The sequence below is a fragment of the Paenibacillus sp. EKM301P genome (genome assembly GCF_011800295.1).
Taxonomy (GTDB): domain Bacteria; phylum Bacillota; class Bacilli; order Paenibacillales; family Paenibacillaceae; genus Paenibacillus; species Paenibacillus polymyxa.
Genome location: NZ_JAALFM010000004.1, coordinates 455,139 through 473,666, shown reverse-complemented (window position 1 = coordinate 473,666; position 18,528 = coordinate 455,139). Strand labels below are relative to the sequence as shown.

Here is an 18,528-nt window from a genome sequence, read left to right as displayed (position 1 = left end):
AATATGTTGTTGTTGAGTGGTTCGTTTTTTTATTACCCCACTATCCTGACGTTTAAACGATTTTACAAAATTCGCGATGATGTCTATTCCAGGTTCGGTTGCCGATTATCGCTTGGGCTTTGCTCTATTAGTCGCCACAGCTTCTAGTGGATCATCTGGCCAATAATGCTTAGGGTATCTTCCTTTTAGGTCCTTTTTGACTTCAAAATATGCCTCGCTCCAGAAGCTGGACAGGTCGGATGTCACTTGCACAGGTCGCTGGGCTGGTGACAGGAGGTGCAGCACAATCGGAACTCGTCCGCGTCCAATACGGGGCGTATCCTTCATGCCGAACAGTTCTTGTAGTCTCACGGCCAGCGAAGGTGCCTCAGGTTGAGAATAATCGACAGGAATACGAGAACCACTGGGAACGCGTATATGCGTCGGTGCTTCCTGTTCGAGCTGCTGTCGCTGTTCCCAATTCAATCTGCCAAGCAGCAATTCACTACCGTCCAGTCGTTGCAGATCAGCTAAATTTTTGGCACCAACTACAAATGGCAGCAGCCATGATTCCAGTGAATCCAGCAGCGCGGATTCCGAGCTGTCAGGCCAATCCTCGGGCGCAGAGAAGTGCATAAAAATCAGACGCGCCTGCAACTGAAGGGTTTGCCGATTCCAGGACAGCAGTTTGAGGCCACGTTCCCGCACACCCTGCATTAAGGCAGCCGCGATTTCCTCAGCCGGAGGTCGCTCATAGGACGCTTCCTTTAGGATAAGCGAGCCCAGCCGCAGTACCTTACGGGCTCTCACGGCTGAAGCGGAGCTATCCCAGTATACGTTGGCTTGTTCCAGCAGCAAATCACTGCAATGCTGGATCAGCTCTTGCAATTCAATCGGTGCCGCCAACTGAATGGCGCCATCTGCTCCCTCGTCGTCCACTTCGGCGGCGACGAGATAGGACGAACGCGATATCCACTCCACTTGTCGGAGTCGCGCCCCCCGGCCGCCGCTAAGCAAAAAGCGGCCATCCCCTCGGCCCTGCGCGATCCGATCCGGATACGCAAAGGCCAGCAGTAGCCCGCAGGCCGCGGAGCCGTCAGGCTCGTCCTGCAATGCGGCTGTGGTCGGCAGCGTGGCTAGCAGCTGCCGACTCTCCTGCACGATACGACGAATCACCGTATCGTCTGCCGCTCCCAGCAGGCTGTGCGTGCTGCGGGCATGAGCCGCCTCGCGCAAGGCATCCAGCCGCGGGCGCAAATCCGTTCCGCCATGAGCACGGAACGGGTCCCGCTCTTGCAGCAGCGCCGCCAGACGGCTGGCGGTTGGGGCCAGGCCGAGAGCTGCTGCGCGCAGCAGCATGTGTCCTAAGCGCGGGTGCGTACCCAAGGCGGATACCTCGCGCCCATGCGCGGTGATGCCGCCTGCTGTACCATCGGCTGCGGCATCCAGGCATCCAAGCTGGCGCAGCAGACCTGTGGCCTGGTGGTACGCCGCCTCAGGCGGGGCATCCAGCCAGCCCAGCTCGGCGGGCTCGCGCACGCCCCAGGCCGCCAGCTCCAGCGCGAGCGGGGCCAGATCCGCCGCCGCGATTTCCGGGCGGCTGGCATCAGGGAGCGCGGCATGCTCCTGCGCGCTCCACAGCCGGTAGCACACGCCCGGCTGGAGACGGCCCGCCCGCCCGCGCCGCTGATCGGCGGAGGCCTTGGACACCTTAACGGTGGTCAAACGGTTCATGCCGGTTCGCGCGGAAAACACCGATTCGCGTGACAGTCCGCTATCGATCACCACCGTAATCCCCGCGATGGTCAAGCTGGACTCGGCAATCGAGGTGGCTAATACCACTTTACGGCTGTCCGGAGCCGACGGGCGTATTGCCTCATCTTGCTGCTCCAGCTTCATGCTGCCGTACAGCGGAATGATTTTGACGGAGGCCGGTAAATTTCTGGACGTCAGTTCTCGTTCTGTTCTATGAATTTCTCTAGCCCCTGGTAAAAACACCAGTAAATCGCCTTCATGGGCATAAAGCGCCTTTTCTACCGTCTCAGCCGTAAAAGACTCTAATGAGGTTGACGAAGGCTTGGACATATGCAAGGTTTCTACCGGAAATACGGTGCCTGGGCACTCCAGTAAGGGTGCATCCCCTAGCAGTCTGCATACAGGCTTTGCCTCTAGGGTGGCAGACATGATTAATATTTTCAAATCCGGTCGCAGCAGCGCCTGGCTTTGCAGGGCAAGTGCCAAGCCCAAGTCTGCATGCAAGCTGCGTTCGTGAAACTCATCAAAAATAATCAGCCCGACCCCCTCCAAAGCCTGATCATGTTGCAACATCCGGGTCAGTACGCCCTCCGTAACCACTTCAATCCGCGTGCTTGGTCCTACCTTTGTATCCATACGAACGCGGTAACCTACGGTCTTCCCAGTTGACTCGCCTAGCGCCCTTGCCATTTGCGCTGCTGCCGCACGTGCTGCCAAGCGTCGCGGCTCCAGCATAATTATCTTTTGCTCCGCCAGCCACGGCTCATGCAGCAGTTCTAATGGTGTTACTGTTGTTTTCCCCGCTCCCGGCTGTGCAATCAGGACCGCCGCTGAATGGGATAGCAAGGCATGCTTAAGCTCGGGGATGACTTGCGTAATAGGCAATTGTTTATCTGTCAATGAAATCTCTCCAATGATACGCTTGAGGCGTAGAATCTAAGTTTGAATTCTTTTGCTATTGTGAATTTTTCACTACCTGTAATTATTGAAAATCGAATAAAAAATGTTAAACTGGTCCACAGCAAAGGGATTTCATCTCATCTGTCGTGCATGATTCTTCTAAATCTATTATACAGATATTTAAATTTGCCGTCTGGTCCTCGCAGGTATGCACACTTTCCCGTGCCAGTTCCTATACTTGTCGAGATGCACTCGCGGCAAGATCGTTTTATAATATAGTTGATATGGATTGCTAAAGGACGGATTGTAGAAACACGGAATACAGAATCGAGGTAACTTCGTATGGAATTACAAACCCAACCCATTAGAGGACGATTCGCCCCAACACCATCGGGATGGATACACTTAGGAAACGCTCGCACCGCCTTATTATCCTGGCTGCATGTTCGTTCCCTAGGCGGAACCTATATTTTGCGCATAGAAGATATTGATATGACACGAGCTCGCAGCGCATTGGCGCAAGGAATTATGGAGGATTTGCGCTGGATCGGGCTGGATTGGGACGAAGGACCCGACATTGGCGGTCCCTATGGTCCTTACACTCAGAGCCAGCGACTTGAACGCTTCCAATCTGCATTGGAGAAACTCCAGGGGCAAGATTTACTGTATCCTTGTTTTTGCAGTCGGGCAGACATTATGGCTGCCGCCCATGCTCCGCACGGACTGTCGGGTGAAGGACCTGCATATTCAGGGACATGTCGTAACCTTAGCTCTTCAGAAGCTCTAGCTAAAGCACAGCATAAACTCCCTTCACTTCGTTTTAAAGTACCGCAGCATTCAGATGATATTATTTCTTTTCATGATCAGGTAGCTGGTCATGTATCCTTCCGTGCGTCGGAGGGGGGCGATTTTATCATCAAACGGGCGGATGGCATGTTTTCATATCAACTTGCCGTCGTCGTCGATGATGCGAATATGCATATGACCGATGTGCTGCGCGGATATGATCTTCTCGATTCGACTCCCCGTCAGCTATTGTTATACCAAGCACTGGGCTTAGTGCCGCCACGTTTCGCACACGTCCCCCTTGTCCTGGGTCCGGATGGACGTAGACTGGCCAAACGACATGGTGGCGTAGCACTCCGAGCCATGCGTCGGCAAGGAATTACACCGGAAGCCGTCATTGGCTGGCTCGCCTATTTTTCCGGGCTGTTGGATTCTCCTGAGCCTGTGAAGGCTATGGATTTAATCGATGGCTTTCATTTGGACAAGCTGCCTCGGGAGCCAGTCATCCTGACCAAGCAATGCCTCACGAAATTATCTGCACTGCAACGGTAATGAGATAAAACACGGAAAGAAAGTGTATGGGCAAGGGCATTCCGCCCTTTGCTCCTCTCGCTGTTATTCCTCCAGTCGCTGACGCACAGCAGACTCATATTCATAAAATACAGACGACATATTCAGCCCTCTTTCCTCCAGCAGCATACGAAGACGAAGTGATTTCTCAGTCAGCCTGCGACTGATCCGCTGTTGCTCTCCTGCCTCATGGCAAGCGTGAAGCAAATCACGTAACTGGACACATTCCTTTTGCAGCTGTAGCTCTTCCGGTAAAATACCTGCATTTTTCAACAGCTTGTACGACATCCGCAGCTCTTCTGGAACATGTGACAAATCCTCAAACACCAGTGGCTTGCCCTCTCCCGGCAAATGATCAAACTCACCTTTGGCCATCGCCTCGGCAATCTTCTGCTCTGCCATTCTAGAGAACATTCTCATCACTCCTTGTAATAAGCGTCCTATGTACAATCTATATTAAATAAACCGGGAGTCCTTTGCCACTGTTGCTTACATATAATGAGGTTGTCCTGTATTCCTGTAGGAGAAAACCGATTATTCTTCGATCCCAAGCACATATATGAGACATGACATGTTGGACGAGCGACATCCTAAAATGATTGGATTGATCCAAGTAAAGTATCCATAGTGTTGACAATGACTGAATTCATTTCTCTATGTGCATTCTCACCAGTAAAAGATATAGAAATTCCATTCAGAAACTCTATTCGATCTTTTAGTAACATGAAAAATCCCCTGATGTGGATGCAATCAAGGGATACATGGGTTTATTTCTCTCGCTTTGATAATACAAAGTTGATTATTAATCCAATCACAATTCCTGTGAAAATTGCAAAGAAGCCCATAGCGCTCATCTTATATCCCAAAGCGTAAAATAATCCTATAACTATTGCGTAGCTCAGCAAAATCGATGCATAACGCTTTAGAAACTTACTCATGAAACTTCTCATAAGCAACTCCTATCTTAAGTTATACTTCAACCATAGCAATGTTAGTTAATTATTGCACAAAAGTAAGGGGGAATTTGTTGAATAAGGAATCCGTTAAAAAGGAATTTGTACTATTTACTGCTGGGCGGGTCACAATACGAGACTTCTTTTTTCATGTCATCCATGCACGTACACGAAGTGAGGGGTATCACTAACATTCCCGACCAAACCCACTCTAAGACGATAAGAAATGAAGATTAGAACCATACAAGAACATACTCAGTTTTTTACATATGCAACGCCGATTGTTGCATGACCAATATTTTTAGGTAGAAACAGTACTTCAATTGCTGGGAATATCATCAATAGACCAAGAAACACAAAACCTAGTTCATATGCGATAGTAATTGGGAAGAAGATTTGTAATAAACCCACAACAACTGTCATAAGTGATATTCCCATCCCTTGAGCTAATGTTGAAACGACAGCATTCAAAGTATTGGCACTATTTCGATCTTTAGTGTCTACTTCAGAAAAACTCAGTCCACTGTAAGCAGTTAAGGCTAGTGATCGTCCTACACCTGAGACTAATGCAAGAAACATGATCACGATAGGAAAAGTATTAATTTGAATGAAAGCTAAAGCAATTGATGTAATAAATATCATCACAAATGATGACAATAATGCTCCACGATAGCCTAATTTACGAATAATTGCATTGGTAAAAGGTTTGATTCCAATATTTCCAATAAAAATAAATAACACATAACTACCTGCTTTTACTGCTGACCAGTGAAAGACCGTTTGTAAAAAAATTGTGAGGATATATGGCAATGCCCCAACACATAGCCACAAAACAGAACCACTTGTCTGGCAGATTCTAAAAGAAGTTATTTTTAATGCATCAAGTGAAAATAGTGGATTGTCTACTTTTTTCAAGTGCTTGAATACTATAAATCCTAGTATCACGCCTAAGATAATTAATCCTATTGCACTAAGCCAATAATTTTTTCCGTGAGTGGCTAGCTCTGCTCCAACTAGAATTATACTGGATGAAAAGGTAATTTCTAAAAATCCCAAAAGATCAAAAGTTGTTGTTTTATTTATCTTATCAGCATCGATTAATTTTATACCGATTAATACGATAATTAAACCTATTGGCACATTGATCAGAAAAATCCACTGCCAGCTCCAGTAAGTAACAATAAATCCGCCAATCAATGGTGCTATTGCGGGTGCTACAAGAGCAGGCCAAATGAGATAACTAAACATTTTCAATAGCTGTGAGGGCGGTGTCTTTTCTAATACAATCAGTCTTGCTGTAGGTGTCAATAAAGCACCAGAAATTCCTTGTATAATTCTCATTATTAAAAGGAAAGTGAAGCTTGGTGCTACTGCACTACCTAATGAGCTAAGGGTAAAAATAATAACAGCAATAATCCAAATCTTCTTTTTCCCGAATCGATTAGCCATCCATCCACTCAAAGGGATAAAAACGGCAACTGTAATCAAATACACACTGATGAGTAAAGCAATTGTTGCCGAACCTGTATGAAAATATTGAGCCATTTTAGGTAGTGCGGTAGTTACAATTGTTCCATCTAAAATCTCCATAAAGAGACTCGCAGCCATTAACAAGGCTATTTTTATTTCTTTTGTCATTCTGTTTACCACCCTCCTTTCTTTAATTCGTGTTTAAATTTCTCAATCCATTCAATTGCCACATTTGCTTGCTGTAGTCGTAACTCAAACCTCTTACTTGCATACCAGTGATCTTTTGAATCTTCCTCAGCTAATTCTTGTAGTGCGTCTTGCGTATCTTCTACGATATCTTTTTGTTCCTGATAGAATTGATCTAATAGTTGTATTTGTTCATCTAGAGCAAGATGCTGCATCACATCAAGCTTTATTAAATAGATATCAGCATTGTGAGCCCCACTTGGAACAGGCATTTTCATTAGTTCAAAAAAACGTTCCTTTCCTTTATCTGTAATAGTAGCAACCTTTTTATTTTTTCCGTCTGATTCTACATTAGTTATTTGTACAAAACCTTTGTTCTCTAATTTTTCAAGTAGGGGATAAATCACGCCATAGCTAATTTTTCTATGACGTCCTAAAGTGGCTTGTAATGCATTACGTAAACTATAACCACTTTGAGGTTCTTCCATTAATTCACCTAAAATAAAAAATTCGTTCATCATTTTAATCCCCCAATATATCTTTTAGATACATCAATTATATATCTTTTAGATATATAATGCGAATTATTTGTATAACAAATTTAAAAGCTATGTTGCAAAGCATCCTACCGACCGCGAATGGTAGCGATATGATGACTCCAATCCCACGCGTATAGAGTGCGACAACAAAAATGCAGGAATTAATACCCTAATGGTATCAATTCCTGCATTTTCGAAAAACACGATGCTTAAAAAGCTTGAATCCACTATTGACTTCTAACGATAAAAGTGAATATGAATTTATTTCTACAAATTCCGAGGTGCGAAGGATCTGTTTTTTATGTGAGCTTCACATTCGCACCGTAACCAATATAGTACACTTAAGATACCACAAAACATTTCTCTGTCCCAGAGAATACTCCATTTTCTAAAACAATAACGACTCTGCCCCATCAATCACAATTTGTGCGCCAGTGATGTGACGCGAATGATCAGAGGCCAAGAATGTTACCAAATCAGCAACCTGTTCGGGCTGTCCCGGTCCATCTGCTAACGGCTGATCTCCCTCGGGAAATTGCACAGGGATGGTAATCTGCTTCAACCCTTCCGATTTCTCCGTGGTTTCATCAATATTTGTCGAAATGGCCCCTGGATAAATGACATTGACACGAATACGGAACTTGGCCAGCTCTAGGGCTGCCATTTTTGCAAAACCGGTTTGACCTGCCTTCGATGTGCTATAGGCTGACATCCCAAAACTGGTAAAGCGCTGATTTCCATTAATCGAGCTGGTAATGATAATGCTGCCGCCACCGTTCTTTTTCAAATGTGGTATTGTATACTTCACCGTCAGGAAGGTGCCATCCAGATTCGTTGACAAGGTTTGCCGCCAATCCTCAATACTCAGCTCCTCGATTGGTCCGACGACCCCGTTAATCCCCGCATTGGCAAAGATGATATGCAGCCCGCCAAACAATTCAACCGCTTCCAACACTGCTTTTTCCACACGCACCGGATCGGCAATGTCCACGTCAAAAGCCCGGGCTGACCCTTCACGTATGGCATTAATTTCTCTTTCCGTCTCCAAAATGCGATCATTACTTACGTCAAAAAGAGCGACATTTGCTCCTTCTCTAGCCATTTGGATGGCCGTTGCCTTGCCAATACCAGAACCAGCACCTGTAATTAGAGCAGTTTTGCCTTCAAAGCGCGCGCCTCCTGCATATGTATAGCTCATACGTATCGCTCCCTTTCAATAATCTGTATAATCACAAGATTACCCAAAAGGGTATACTTTATAATCACCATTTTTGCGCATTTTTTGCTGTTCCTTTGCGATATTCAGGAAAAGATTGAATATTTCGTGCATTAGTGCATCTTTTCTTCTTCTCTCTCGTTACATTCCGTAAATATCTTACCTATTCGCAGTTTTCTATGTATCTATCAAAAAAGGACGTTCTACAACCATCGATATGGATGCATACGTCCTTTGGCTTATTCATTTACCACTGCAGCTCAATAAATGCCGCATCATCATCAAGTCCCCCGGTATGAGACGCATCAAGTAATACCTGTATCTGCTCATCAGGGACAGGCTCGCGAATAGGATCTAAATCGGACAAACCGTCCGTGTATACCTGTAATCTCATTGGCATATCTGCGGGTATGCTTCTTTCGTACCAATGCGGCTTCCCTCCAATCGGTCCACGGCTTGTAGACCAGCGTTCCGCAGTAGAGAAGGTATGATCAAATAGTTCGCTGATTTCTTCCGTACCGTTCCACAATCGCAAACGTGAATCCCCTTGCCAGGCAAGTCGGAGACGACCACGGGTACCTCGTTTCGGCAGTTCGATTTTACCGCAAATATACATGGACTGGCTTCCCTGTCGACGTTTATCTTCCAATACTGAACGCATTAAGCCTGGTTCGTGATCCAGAGGCTGCCGATCCAGTTCCTCAGTAGCTGCACCTGCCAGACGCTCAAGATACTCCCTCAATTGATTAGCAGACAGATCCTGTCTCTGTTCCATCCAATCCAGTAAAGAAGAACCCAGATAGCGAGCTGCAAAATCTCCTCGGTAACTGAGCCCGACACCATCACACAAGACAAAACAACAGACAGATTTATGAATACGTACTGCGGCAAAATCCTGTCCGCTTTCTCCCATACTAGCAGATTCAGCAGACCTTCCATAGCCATAACGACACATAAAACGACTGTGATGAGATGATAAAGGCTGATCGCCTGTCTGAGAGCTTATGTAAGCAAATTGCTGAGTCAGCCTTGCATTCAATCCCTTTTTTTTGCTCGTGGGGAGCAGGGACAGCAGTGGATTCATGCTTTTACCTCCTTACCGTACAGGCGTTGCAGCTGACATTTGAAAACCAATGGACACCAGTTCCGCACAGGTTCCAGGCAGCATCATGATGGCTCCTTCACCTAACTGATAATCTGCCTCAAACAGCATTTCCCGATAGCTTTCAGGAAGCACAGAAGACATATTACGCAGTTTCACAGCATGTTCATCCTGCAAAGGCGTATTATGCGTCAGACCTTTCCAGCGACGGGGGTCCTGAATAGGCGTTTCCAGCAACCTGTCGGATAAAAATATATTTTCCACCAGTACATTGCCATCTGGTACACTCATGTTCATAATGCGCTTCGCAATCGGTTCCGGATCATCGCCTGTGGAAACACCATCTGTCATATGGCAGACCAAAGGTGCAGGACAATCCTGCATCCCTGGTAATTCCGCCTGCAAAATACGTTCAGCTTGCAAGAAGGCCTTTGCTGAATCTGAGAATCGTTTGGGTGTCAAATCAGGAAGCGAACCAATAGCCGCGATTTCATCAATTCCCTTGACACCATTCAGCAGGTCATATACGTCGTCACTATAAGCCAAAATTGCAATCCGATAGCGCGCAGTCAACCGATTTCCCTTGGTCGATCGGAAAACCATCTGTCGGATCGCCAGTGATATAGCTTCGTATACAACGTCAATACGCCGCCGCCCTTCCATCAGCATATTCATCGACGCGCTGATGTCAATCAGGTAAATGATCAGGGCGGGAGTACGTTGTGAAGCCTGTATTGTATAATTCATGGTTTGTACATGCTCCCCTCAGTTACCTTCGATCTGTATCTGTTTCCTAATCTATCATTCCGCCATTATATAAACATATGAAACATCAAATTTTAGGCAGTCTAAAATTCGTATCTCCTAAAAAGTTATAAATAGAGGAAGCCCGATAGCCCACTTCACCTACTGAACGATAATAAGAAGGATTGCTATCATATAATGCTCTAAAACGTTTGGCAAAGCTCTTGGCCTTCGCGGTGCTTCCACCTTCCTGAGAAGCATACGCCTTGTTATACAAGGAAATAAGCTGGAGAACATTCTCCTTGTTACGTGCCTGTATAGCTTCTTTTCGCTTTTGTTCCGCCTCAGCTGCTGCTTTACGAGCTGCTTCTTCCTGTGCGGCACGAGCTTCCTGCTCCTTTTTCAAGGCCAGGTATTTTTCATACTTTTCCTGTTGATCATATGCTTTTTGCTTCGCCAACTTGGCAGCAGCCTGCTTGTTTTGTTCCTTTTGGGCGAGATAAGCTTCATATTTAACCTGTTGAGCGATCAGGGCTTGTTGTTTCTTCTGCTCTTCCTGTTGCTTTTGAGCAGCAAGAGCCTGTTGTTTAGCCTGCTGTTCAGCTTCCTGACGTTGTTTCTCCGTTAGCGATTTTTGAGCGGCCTCCTGCTCAGCTACCAACTTTTCCTCGGCTGCTTTTGCAGCCTTCACTGCTTCTTCTTGCTTTGCAGCCTCGATTTGTCGCTGATTAGACTGATCCGCAAGAATACTCACAGTTGGAATTCCAGCTGCCAACAGAACGACTGCGGCCGATGCTGTCACGATAAACATTTTGGAGCGATACCAGGCTTTCGATTTCTCAGGTTGCTCTGGCATCTTGGGGTTCAGCTGCTCCTCCAGTCCTGTGATCGCAGCCGACACTTCTACATGCAGAGGACTGCCATCTTCTACAAAGTGATACAACGAACGATATACTTCCAGCGCTGCAGCAGGTTTGTTCTGCTGCTCCAGTTCACGTGCCTGTCGAAACAGCTTGTCCGTTACTCCACGCTCTCCCTGCTCTAGGGCAGCCTGATTTAACATTTCAGCCTGTTCAGCTTTGAGCGGGGCAGGTGTTGCCAACGAGGATACCGCTTCACTGGAAGCGCCGCTCACAGCAGCCACACCGACTGTATCTGTCGCAGCTGGCTCCGTTTCTGTATCCTCCACTAGAATTTCCTGCTCAGTAACCGCATTAAGTACAACCAGCCATTCGCCAAAGGTAGGACAACTGCTTAGATCCTGACTATCCCAAGCACGGCTGAATAGCTCTACCACCTTGCTACCCCAGCGGGCTTCAAGCGATTTCCGTAAAATAAAATAACGTTCGCAAGGCGTCTGCATTTCATGCTGATCAAAATAACTTTCGCCCCACGCTTTATCGACCACCACACGGTCAGACCAGCCTAGCATTTCTCCAATAATGATAGCTCCTGCAAAACGGTCTGCATACGCGCTCCATAACCCGCTGTGAACGGTACGATGTGCAGCATACCCTGGCGATCCTGCCAATAGTGCATCTGGACGATCCATTTTGGTACTATACATTTGCTCCACGTCTACCAATTCCACAGCTGACGTGCCTTCAGGCAGTTCCACTTCAGAAAAAAACGGAAGCATAACATTGGGCGCCGATAAATCACAGTGAGCCAATCCTTTTTGCTCCATCGCTGAACCGATCCCTGCCAGTGCTCTGGCTAAAGCCAGACTATCGGAAGCCTCAAGCTGACGCTGATCTGTGAGACAATCGAACCATGTCATACCATGAACCCATGGCATCAGCACCGCATACAGCAAATCAGGCTGCTCAGCGATCAGACTTCCGTTTCTTTCTGGAGTGAGCACATCACGCTTGCATACCTGCAAACCGGGAATATCCCCGTATGTTTCCATATGCTCAGATTGATAAACCATAGCCGGGATGCGGAACTTCGGAAAAAACACTTTAAGGGCTTTCGCCTCATGCGGTGCTCCGTTTTTGGCAATCAGCTGGTATACAATTCCCTGCCTCCCTGCTTGTGCATAGGCTAAACCGGGTGCAGCGGGATGTCGTCCAACCACATAAGCTGTGCCGTTTATGATCAATTCGTCTCCCGGATTCGGTTGAAAAGACATGAAACATCCCTCTCCTTATATCATTCAGTATGCTAGTTTTCCTCACCTTATTATATACGTCTATGGATGGCAAGAAAACCGGGTATCCGAAGATCGCCCGGTTTTTCCTATACAATCTGTGCCAAACCGTGAGGAATAGGTTCACATATTGCTTCATTATAGAGTGATATATGATAAGTTAATGCCGATCAGGCACGACAGCTTATTTCGCTTGGTCAACCGTACGGAATTTGTTAGCGATAGCTGTCAATTCTTGGCTAATGCTATTCAAAGTCGTTACGAAAGCTTGCATTTGTTTGCTTGCTTCTTGGAACTCTTGGAAAAAGCGTTGTTTAGTCATACCTTCCCATTGACCTTCCATACCGGAGATGGACTGAGTCAAACTGGAAACGATCTGCTGGCTTTGCTCACCACTTTGTTTAAATTGGTTAGCTACCTGATCAACCTGTTCTGGGGTAATTAAAATGCGTCCTGCCATTTTTTGCGTCCTCCTTGATGATAAAAAATGTTTTTGTTTAGCTGGTTCAAATTGTACTATGGCTATTTAATCCCCTACAAAAGGCAAAGGACCTAATTGCAATAATCCCACTTTTTAACTATAAAACAGCATCTAACAGTACAATCTTAATAAAACAACCACCTAATAAGTCCCATATTAGTCCCATAAAACCGGGAATGGTATAACAAATTCATATGGATTACAGGCCGATCCAGATCATCCCGGAACGATCCGAACTAAGCGACAGGCTGATCTCTTGCTATAGACGGATCAGTAAAATGCCAATCCTGCGGACTGCTAGAAGACGCCTGCTTCAGAATATCCTGATGCAAGGTGCCCACATCCGAAGGCTGTACACCTGCAATAGCATGTACGACAGACTGCGGGTTGGAAATTAGACTGCTTCCTTCCGAAGCTTGCCCAGGCAGAATAGACGGTGATTGTTGATTCGACCAATCGAGCATCGTGACGGGTCGTCCCAATGGTTGGCTGGCAAATGGCAGAATCGTTTGATAGTTGTGGTCAACAGACTGAAACTGCTCTGCCTTTCGGTTCAGTTGTGTACCTGATGTATGGAGATAAGCATGAATCTGTTCTGACATTCGTTTGGCTTGCATCCACTGATTCAAGATCGCCTCACGTGCAGATACATCCCAATCCAGCGATTGTAACGCCTGCTCCAAACCTGCTGTTAACTGTTGAATTTGCTCCGCCGCATGCTGTAGCTGCCCGCTAAGCCCCCGAAGCACATCCGGTTCAACTCGAATGCGCATATCCATCACCCTTCTTCTGTCACTTCTTCAGTCACTGCCGACTGTTTCAACCAATTCAATAATAAGTCCACAAACTGATCTCTCGAAGCCATAGCTGCAATTAACCAGTCTCCGTTACCCGCAGAGCTCATCCGAAATATCCAGTTCATTGCAGGACAAAGGACAAAAGCTGCCCGTTGTGACTCCCACTCTCTGCCGTTCCAGACCAGCAATTGCAATTCTCCCTCGGCTACACGGGAACTCAAAGACTGAGCCAGTCTCATTGCTCCCTCTTCATCTCCGCTAGCCTCAGTTAGCTTACTGCTGATTTGAGACAAACTTTCTCCTGCAGATTGCTCGTAAATTTTATTAAAGGCCTGCTTGGAAAACATAAGCGCGGGAGATTCAGGTACAAGCCGATCAACCCAGCCCATTTTATCAATCAATGTTTCGCAAGCCTTTTCCACATTACCCAGATCGTACAGACGATATTCATCGGGTTCGTCAACAGATTTCACAAGCTCCACCACACGCTCATTCGTGCAATGAAGATAGCCTTCAAACTGCTTACCTCCCCTTACATAGCGTATACGGCAAGCCCTGTTGGATAATCCCGCGATAGCAACTCTTGAAAAAACGGTAGGAGGCATAGCCAGCTCTTTACCCTTATCGGCCTGCTTCAGATAACCTTTTTCCAGAAGAGCAGCTTTGACCTGCTCCCACTCTTCCGCCAACTCCTCTGCTAGATAGCCCTTAAACGGATCTTCCACCCCAAGCAGTCTGTCAGAACCCAATACGCCTGCCAGAAAAAACAGTTCCTTTGCCTTGAGGGTTATTAACTTCTGCTTGGAAGCTTGAAACGTTAACATTATGAGCCACCTCCCTTCAAACTACAACATGCCATCGGTCACGAATTTTCGTTATCCAATCCTCACAGCTCATTTGCTCTGAGAAGGGAATCGCCGCTTTTATCCTGGTAAATTTTCGTCGTACGTAGTATCCCTGCCCAGGAGGCAGGACTTTTAGGCCACCAGCAGCGGCATTCGCTTCTGAATAAGGGATACGAAAGAACGATAAATCATTCGAATCCAGTGTTCCAAAAAGCATACCACTTTGGCTTGCTTTGACATCATTAAACCAGTCCACACCAAAGGTAGGAAAATCAGCTGGCACACCCGATAGCACGACATGCACATTGCGATCACGTCCCAACCGTACAATGGCGGAAAGCTGATCCTTTATCATAAAATCGTTCAGTTGCTTGCTTAACATATCCGCATCATCAATGACCAGGAGCAGTTCGGGATCATTTCCATCCTTGCTCCGTTGTTGAACGATATCATGCACCTGTTGTACCAGAGGTCCCATTTCTTCCTCGCTTTCGGCAGCAGCCTTGACATGAGGAAGATGCCGTAATCGGGATAGTCCCCCACCTCCATAGCGTGTATCGATCGTATAGACTTGCATTTGATCCGGCGAGGTGTAATAAGCGAGCGATATAATCCAACTCATCAGGAAGGAGGTTTTTCCACCCTCCATTGGACTACCTACGATAAAATTAGGCCCTTCTTTTAAATTTAGGAGAAAAGGCTCAAGATCGTCACTCTGTAGGCCTACAGGTACTTCGTAAGGAAGCGCACCTGATGGTCCACTCGTCCGATCCCACTGCTGAAGCAGTTCCAGCAACGGAATCCGCTCAGGCAATGGGAGAATGGCCGGTGCGTGCTTACCCTTCCATCCCTGCGCAATACCAGCGATATTGCGACGTAGTTGTGCTGATCGTTCCGCTTCATCTTCTCCTGGTGAAGGCAGTGCCGTCTGGAACTCCAGCGGAGGAACATGCCCTTTAACCAGAGCCCGGCCCGGAATTAAAGGTCCTGGTGTTTTGGCCGGTCGTCCTACCGCATAATAGTAGTCACTAGGATCAGCCAATTCGAAAGAAACAGCACTAGGTATGTTACTGCGGAACTTCTCAAACACATCGGTAATCCGGTTCGCTGTAATGATGAAGGTGATGCCTAGACTGCCTCCTTCACGCAAGAGTGATTCCAGCAGTTCATTTTCATCCGGATACGCATTACGAAAATTAAGATATCCATCAATAACTACGACAATTTGCGGCACATCTTCAACAGCAGAACGTCGAAAAGAACTTATTGTTTTGACGCCAGCCTCAGAAAGCATTTCCTTGCGTAGGGCCACCATCTTGAACAAATAGCGGAACAACCGTTTAATCCGGTCATCCTCCTCTGCCATCATAACAGCACCGATTTGTGGAAGCTCTCCAAAGTCGCGCATGGTTCGACCCATGTCAATGATATAACCGTTCCAATGATTCACAGCGTAACGCTGTGCCGTGGACATCAGCAACGTATGCAAAAAGGTCGTTTTTCCCATGCCCGGCATGCCATACACAGCCCAATGACCATGATCCAGCGACGCATACATCGGCTCCTGCCGTTGATTCGGCAAATCATCGACCAGCCCAATAAGAGACTTCAGCTCCAACGATGATGATGTACTATCTATTTCGGTACATTGCGGTAGATTAGTTAAATCCAACATTTCTGGCAGCGGCGGAAGCCACGGTCCCTGAAGACGTTCGATTCCTGCCTTAGCTGCTTCTTTTGCAATATAATCAATAAATACTTGAAGCTGTTTAGGAGCTTCTTCTCCTTTTAAGCCTGAGCTTGCCCGTTCTCCGCCCGTCAATAGCGCTTCACGTTTGCCGTTCAGTCTCACTTCATGAACAGGTAAGGCAGAAGAAATGTCTCTGTTGCCTATATACGGCGCGCCGCTCCAAGCGAATTGCATTTCTTCAAACACTTCGTCGCTACCCACTTGAAAATATCCTCGTCCCGGCTTCGTTATCCACGCGGCATTCGGTATTTTCAACATATCACGGCTATCACCTTCGCTTTGCACCCGCAAGCAGATGCGGAACCTGGAGTTACTCCAAATCTTATCATCGACAACACCTGCCGGCTTTTGAGTCGCCAAAATCAGATGGACACCTAATGTCCGCCCAATCGCGGCAATGCTGATTAGCTCGTCCATAAACTCTGGCTGATCCCGCTTTAACTGTGCAAATTCATCAATAATAATAACCAGATGAGGCAGCGGTTGTTCCTGCCGCTGCCGGAGTAGTCTGTAATATTCATCAATATGCTGTAAATTGCCTGCATCGTTCAATATCTTTTGTCGACGAACCAGTTCTGCTTTAAGAGATATTTTAGCACGTTCAATCAAATTATTGTCCAGGTTCGTGATTGTACCCACAACATGCGGCAAGTTAACGAACGTGTTGGACATGCCTCCACCCTTGTAATCGATCAGCATAAAAGCAAGATCATGTGGGTGAAACTCAGCAGCGAGCGAGGCTACGATAGACTGGATAACCTCACTTTTCCCTGAACCTGTCGTACCAGCGATCAAGCCATGGGGCCCATGCCCTTGACGCTCTATTTTATCATGCAAGTTAATCATAATCTTTTTGCCGCCTGCCCGCACGCCCATCGGCACAGGTAATGTATCAGGATGGCGGTTACGTCGCCACCGGTCTGCCACATCCAGTTCTTCCACACTTGCTACACTCATCATATCAAAAAGAGGCAGAACAGCGGGAATATCAGAAGCCGAAGAACGCTTCAAGCGAATAGGCGCCATGTACCGCGCCAGTGCATCGGCTTCCTCTTTGGACAAACGATCCGGTTTAAAACTTTGCTGTTCAACCTCCGCCGATTCTGATTTAAGGGCGTATACACCCTGTTCCTTGGAAGCTTCCACGATCAGCTGACACTGCATTGGCAAAGCTTCTTTACGAGAAGCCAGCACAATTGTACACGCATCTATGGCTCGACCGTCCTCCAGCAACAACGGCAACAAAGGTTCTTCCTCAATCAGTTGGGTGTCAGATAAAACAATCACATAACACGGGGCTTCCATCCCTTTGCCCTGACGTTCATTGCGATTATTTTTTCGACGGTTCAATCTAGCAAACAGAAAGTCAGCTAATTGATGGGCGCTACTACTGCGGTCTGACATCATTCTCTGGATTCGGTCATCATCCCATACATGTGGGAGCCAGCGCATCCAAGTCCATTCACTTTCCTCTCGCTCATCATAGAAGGAGGCGATTTTCACTTCATCTGGCGAATGACGAACCGTTACTTGTGCCAAGATGACTCTTAACGCAGCCAGGGTATGCTCCCGCTCGCCGACCAATCCGATCACTTTGGATTGAAACAGTGGCAATGTAATGGAAGCAGCGTCCACCAAACGAAATTCTTCTTCCAGTTCATCTGCAGCTCCCAACAAAGGATCTCGGTCATAACCGTCAGGTCGTGGGATTTGCAGTTTAATATGAAAGGGAACTTGTCCAGTCCCGATACGTACCTGCAAGAAATCTTCATCCTCCGGTGATCGTTCCCAAAGAGAACTGTTGCGGTTTTTTACGATTTGAGTGCATATTTGCGGATCACCGTGAATTTCATATAGCGTGCGAACTTGTTCTTCGCGTTTCATTTTGAGTTCTTCACGATGCTTTTGGAGCTGCTCCCGGTACATGCGGTCCCGTTCCTCCAACTTGCGCTTATATTCCTTCTTATTATTTAAATAGACGAAAAAAGGAATCGTATAAGATGTAAGCATCATGACCACCGTGACCATCTGGAACATCAAATAGTTACTGTTGCCCATCTTGCCTGTTCTGCTCATATATACATAAAAGCCTATAGTCACCAACGTCATCATTAACGGAATAAGTATAGATATAATAGAAAAAGACGGCTTGCTCGGCTCAGCCGGAGGCCGTAAAATCTCTAGCTTCTCCTCTCGGAGGGCCGGTCTTAATCTCGGGGATCGCTGGTATAATACATTCAAGACAAAAGTCCCCCTTTTCGCTTACTATTTCATTTTACCAAGGTTTCATATTATTTCATGTG

General features: G+C 46.7%; 13 protein-coding genes. 1 reads left to right on the top strand and 12 read right to left on the bottom strand.

Translation table 11 applies throughout. From position 1 onward, the window contains the following. Nucleotides 1-105 precede the first annotated feature (105 nt). Nucleotides 106-2,634, bottom strand: coding sequence for an ATP-dependent helicase HrpB (gene hrpB, locus HFD99_RS13645; RefSeq protein ID WP_123797119.1), 2,529 nt, complete (start codon nucleotides 2,632-2,634; stop codon nucleotides 106-108). Between the two features lie 342 nt (nucleotides 2,635-2,976). Between hrpB and gluQRS the strand changes: the two genes are divergently transcribed. Next, nucleotides 2,977-3,972 carry a tRNA glutamyl-Q(34) synthetase GluQRS gene (gene gluQRS / locus HFD99_RS13640; protein ID WP_123797118.1) on the top strand — a complete coding sequence of 332 codons (996 nt, stop codon included), beginning with the start codon at nucleotides 2,977-2,979 and terminating at the stop codon, nucleotides 3,970-3,972. 63 nt (nucleotides 3,973-4,035) lie between these two features. Here gluQRS and HFD99_RS13635 read toward each other — a convergent pair whose 3' ends face one another. From HFD99_RS13635 to essC, 11 genes are all read right to left on the bottom strand, one after another. Next, entirely contained in the window at nucleotides 4,036-4,410 is a 375-nt protein-coding gene (locus tag HFD99_RS13635; RefSeq protein ID WP_123797117.1) for a DnaJ family domain-containing protein, read from the bottom strand. 788 nt (nucleotides 4,411-5,198) lie between these two features. Next, nucleotides 5,199-6,581 (bottom strand): MFS transporter, encoded by a 1,383-nt coding sequence (locus HFD99_RS13630; RefSeq protein WP_123797116.1) that lies wholly within the window; start codon nucleotides 6,579-6,581, stop codon nucleotides 5,199-5,201. A 5-nt stretch (nucleotides 6,582-6,586) separates the two neighbouring features. Next, nucleotides 6,587-7,120 carry a PadR family transcriptional regulator gene (locus HFD99_RS13625; RefSeq protein WP_045243837.1) on the bottom strand — a complete coding sequence of 178 codons (534 nt, stop codon included), beginning with the start codon at nucleotides 7,118-7,120 and terminating at the stop codon, nucleotides 6,587-6,589. A gap of 406 nt (nucleotides 7,121-7,526) precedes the next feature. Next, nucleotides 7,527-8,336, bottom strand: coding sequence for an SDR family oxidoreductase (locus HFD99_RS13620; protein ID WP_017427968.1), 810 nt, complete (start codon nucleotides 8,334-8,336; stop codon nucleotides 7,527-7,529). A gap of 265 nt (nucleotides 8,337-8,601) precedes the next feature. Next, a complete protein-coding gene (locus tag HFD99_RS13615; RefSeq protein WP_123797115.1) occupies nucleotides 8,602-9,438 on the bottom strand; it encodes a hypothetical protein in 837 nt (278 codons plus the stop codon). A 12-nt stretch (nucleotides 9,439-9,450) separates the two neighbouring features. Further along, nucleotides 9,451-10,203 (bottom strand): vWA domain-containing protein, encoded by a 753-nt coding sequence (locus tag HFD99_RS13610; protein ID WP_013370788.1) that lies wholly within the window; start codon nucleotides 10,201-10,203, stop codon nucleotides 9,451-9,453. A gap of 85 nt (nucleotides 10,204-10,288) precedes the next feature. Beyond that, on the bottom strand, nucleotides 10,289-12,334 hold the full coding sequence (locus HFD99_RS13605; protein ID WP_123797114.1) for a hypothetical protein: 2,046 nt from the start codon (nucleotides 12,332-12,334) through the stop codon (nucleotides 10,289-10,291). 202 nt (nucleotides 12,335-12,536) lie between these two features. Then, on the bottom strand, nucleotides 12,537-12,812 hold the full coding sequence (locus tag HFD99_RS13600) for a WXG100 family type VII secretion target (protein ID WP_007430133.1): 276 nt from the start codon (nucleotides 12,810-12,812) through the stop codon (nucleotides 12,537-12,539). Nucleotides 12,813-13,069: 257 nt separating this feature from the next. After that, entirely contained in the window at nucleotides 13,070-13,606 is a 537-nt protein-coding gene (locus HFD99_RS13595) for a WXG100 family type VII secretion target (RefSeq protein ID WP_031463346.1), read from the bottom strand. A 5-nt stretch (nucleotides 13,607-13,611) separates the two neighbouring features. Next, nucleotides 13,612-14,454, bottom strand: a complete 843-nt coding sequence (locus HFD99_RS13590) for a hypothetical protein (RefSeq protein ID WP_016821030.1) — start codon at nucleotides 14,452-14,454, stop codon at nucleotides 13,612-13,614. Nucleotides 14,455-14,470: 16 nt separating this feature from the next. Next, nucleotides 14,471-18,466, bottom strand: coding sequence for a type VII secretion protein EssC (gene essC, locus HFD99_RS13585; protein WP_123797113.1), 3,996 nt, complete (start codon nucleotides 18,464-18,466; stop codon nucleotides 14,471-14,473). Nucleotides 18,467-18,528: the final 62 nt, after the last annotated feature.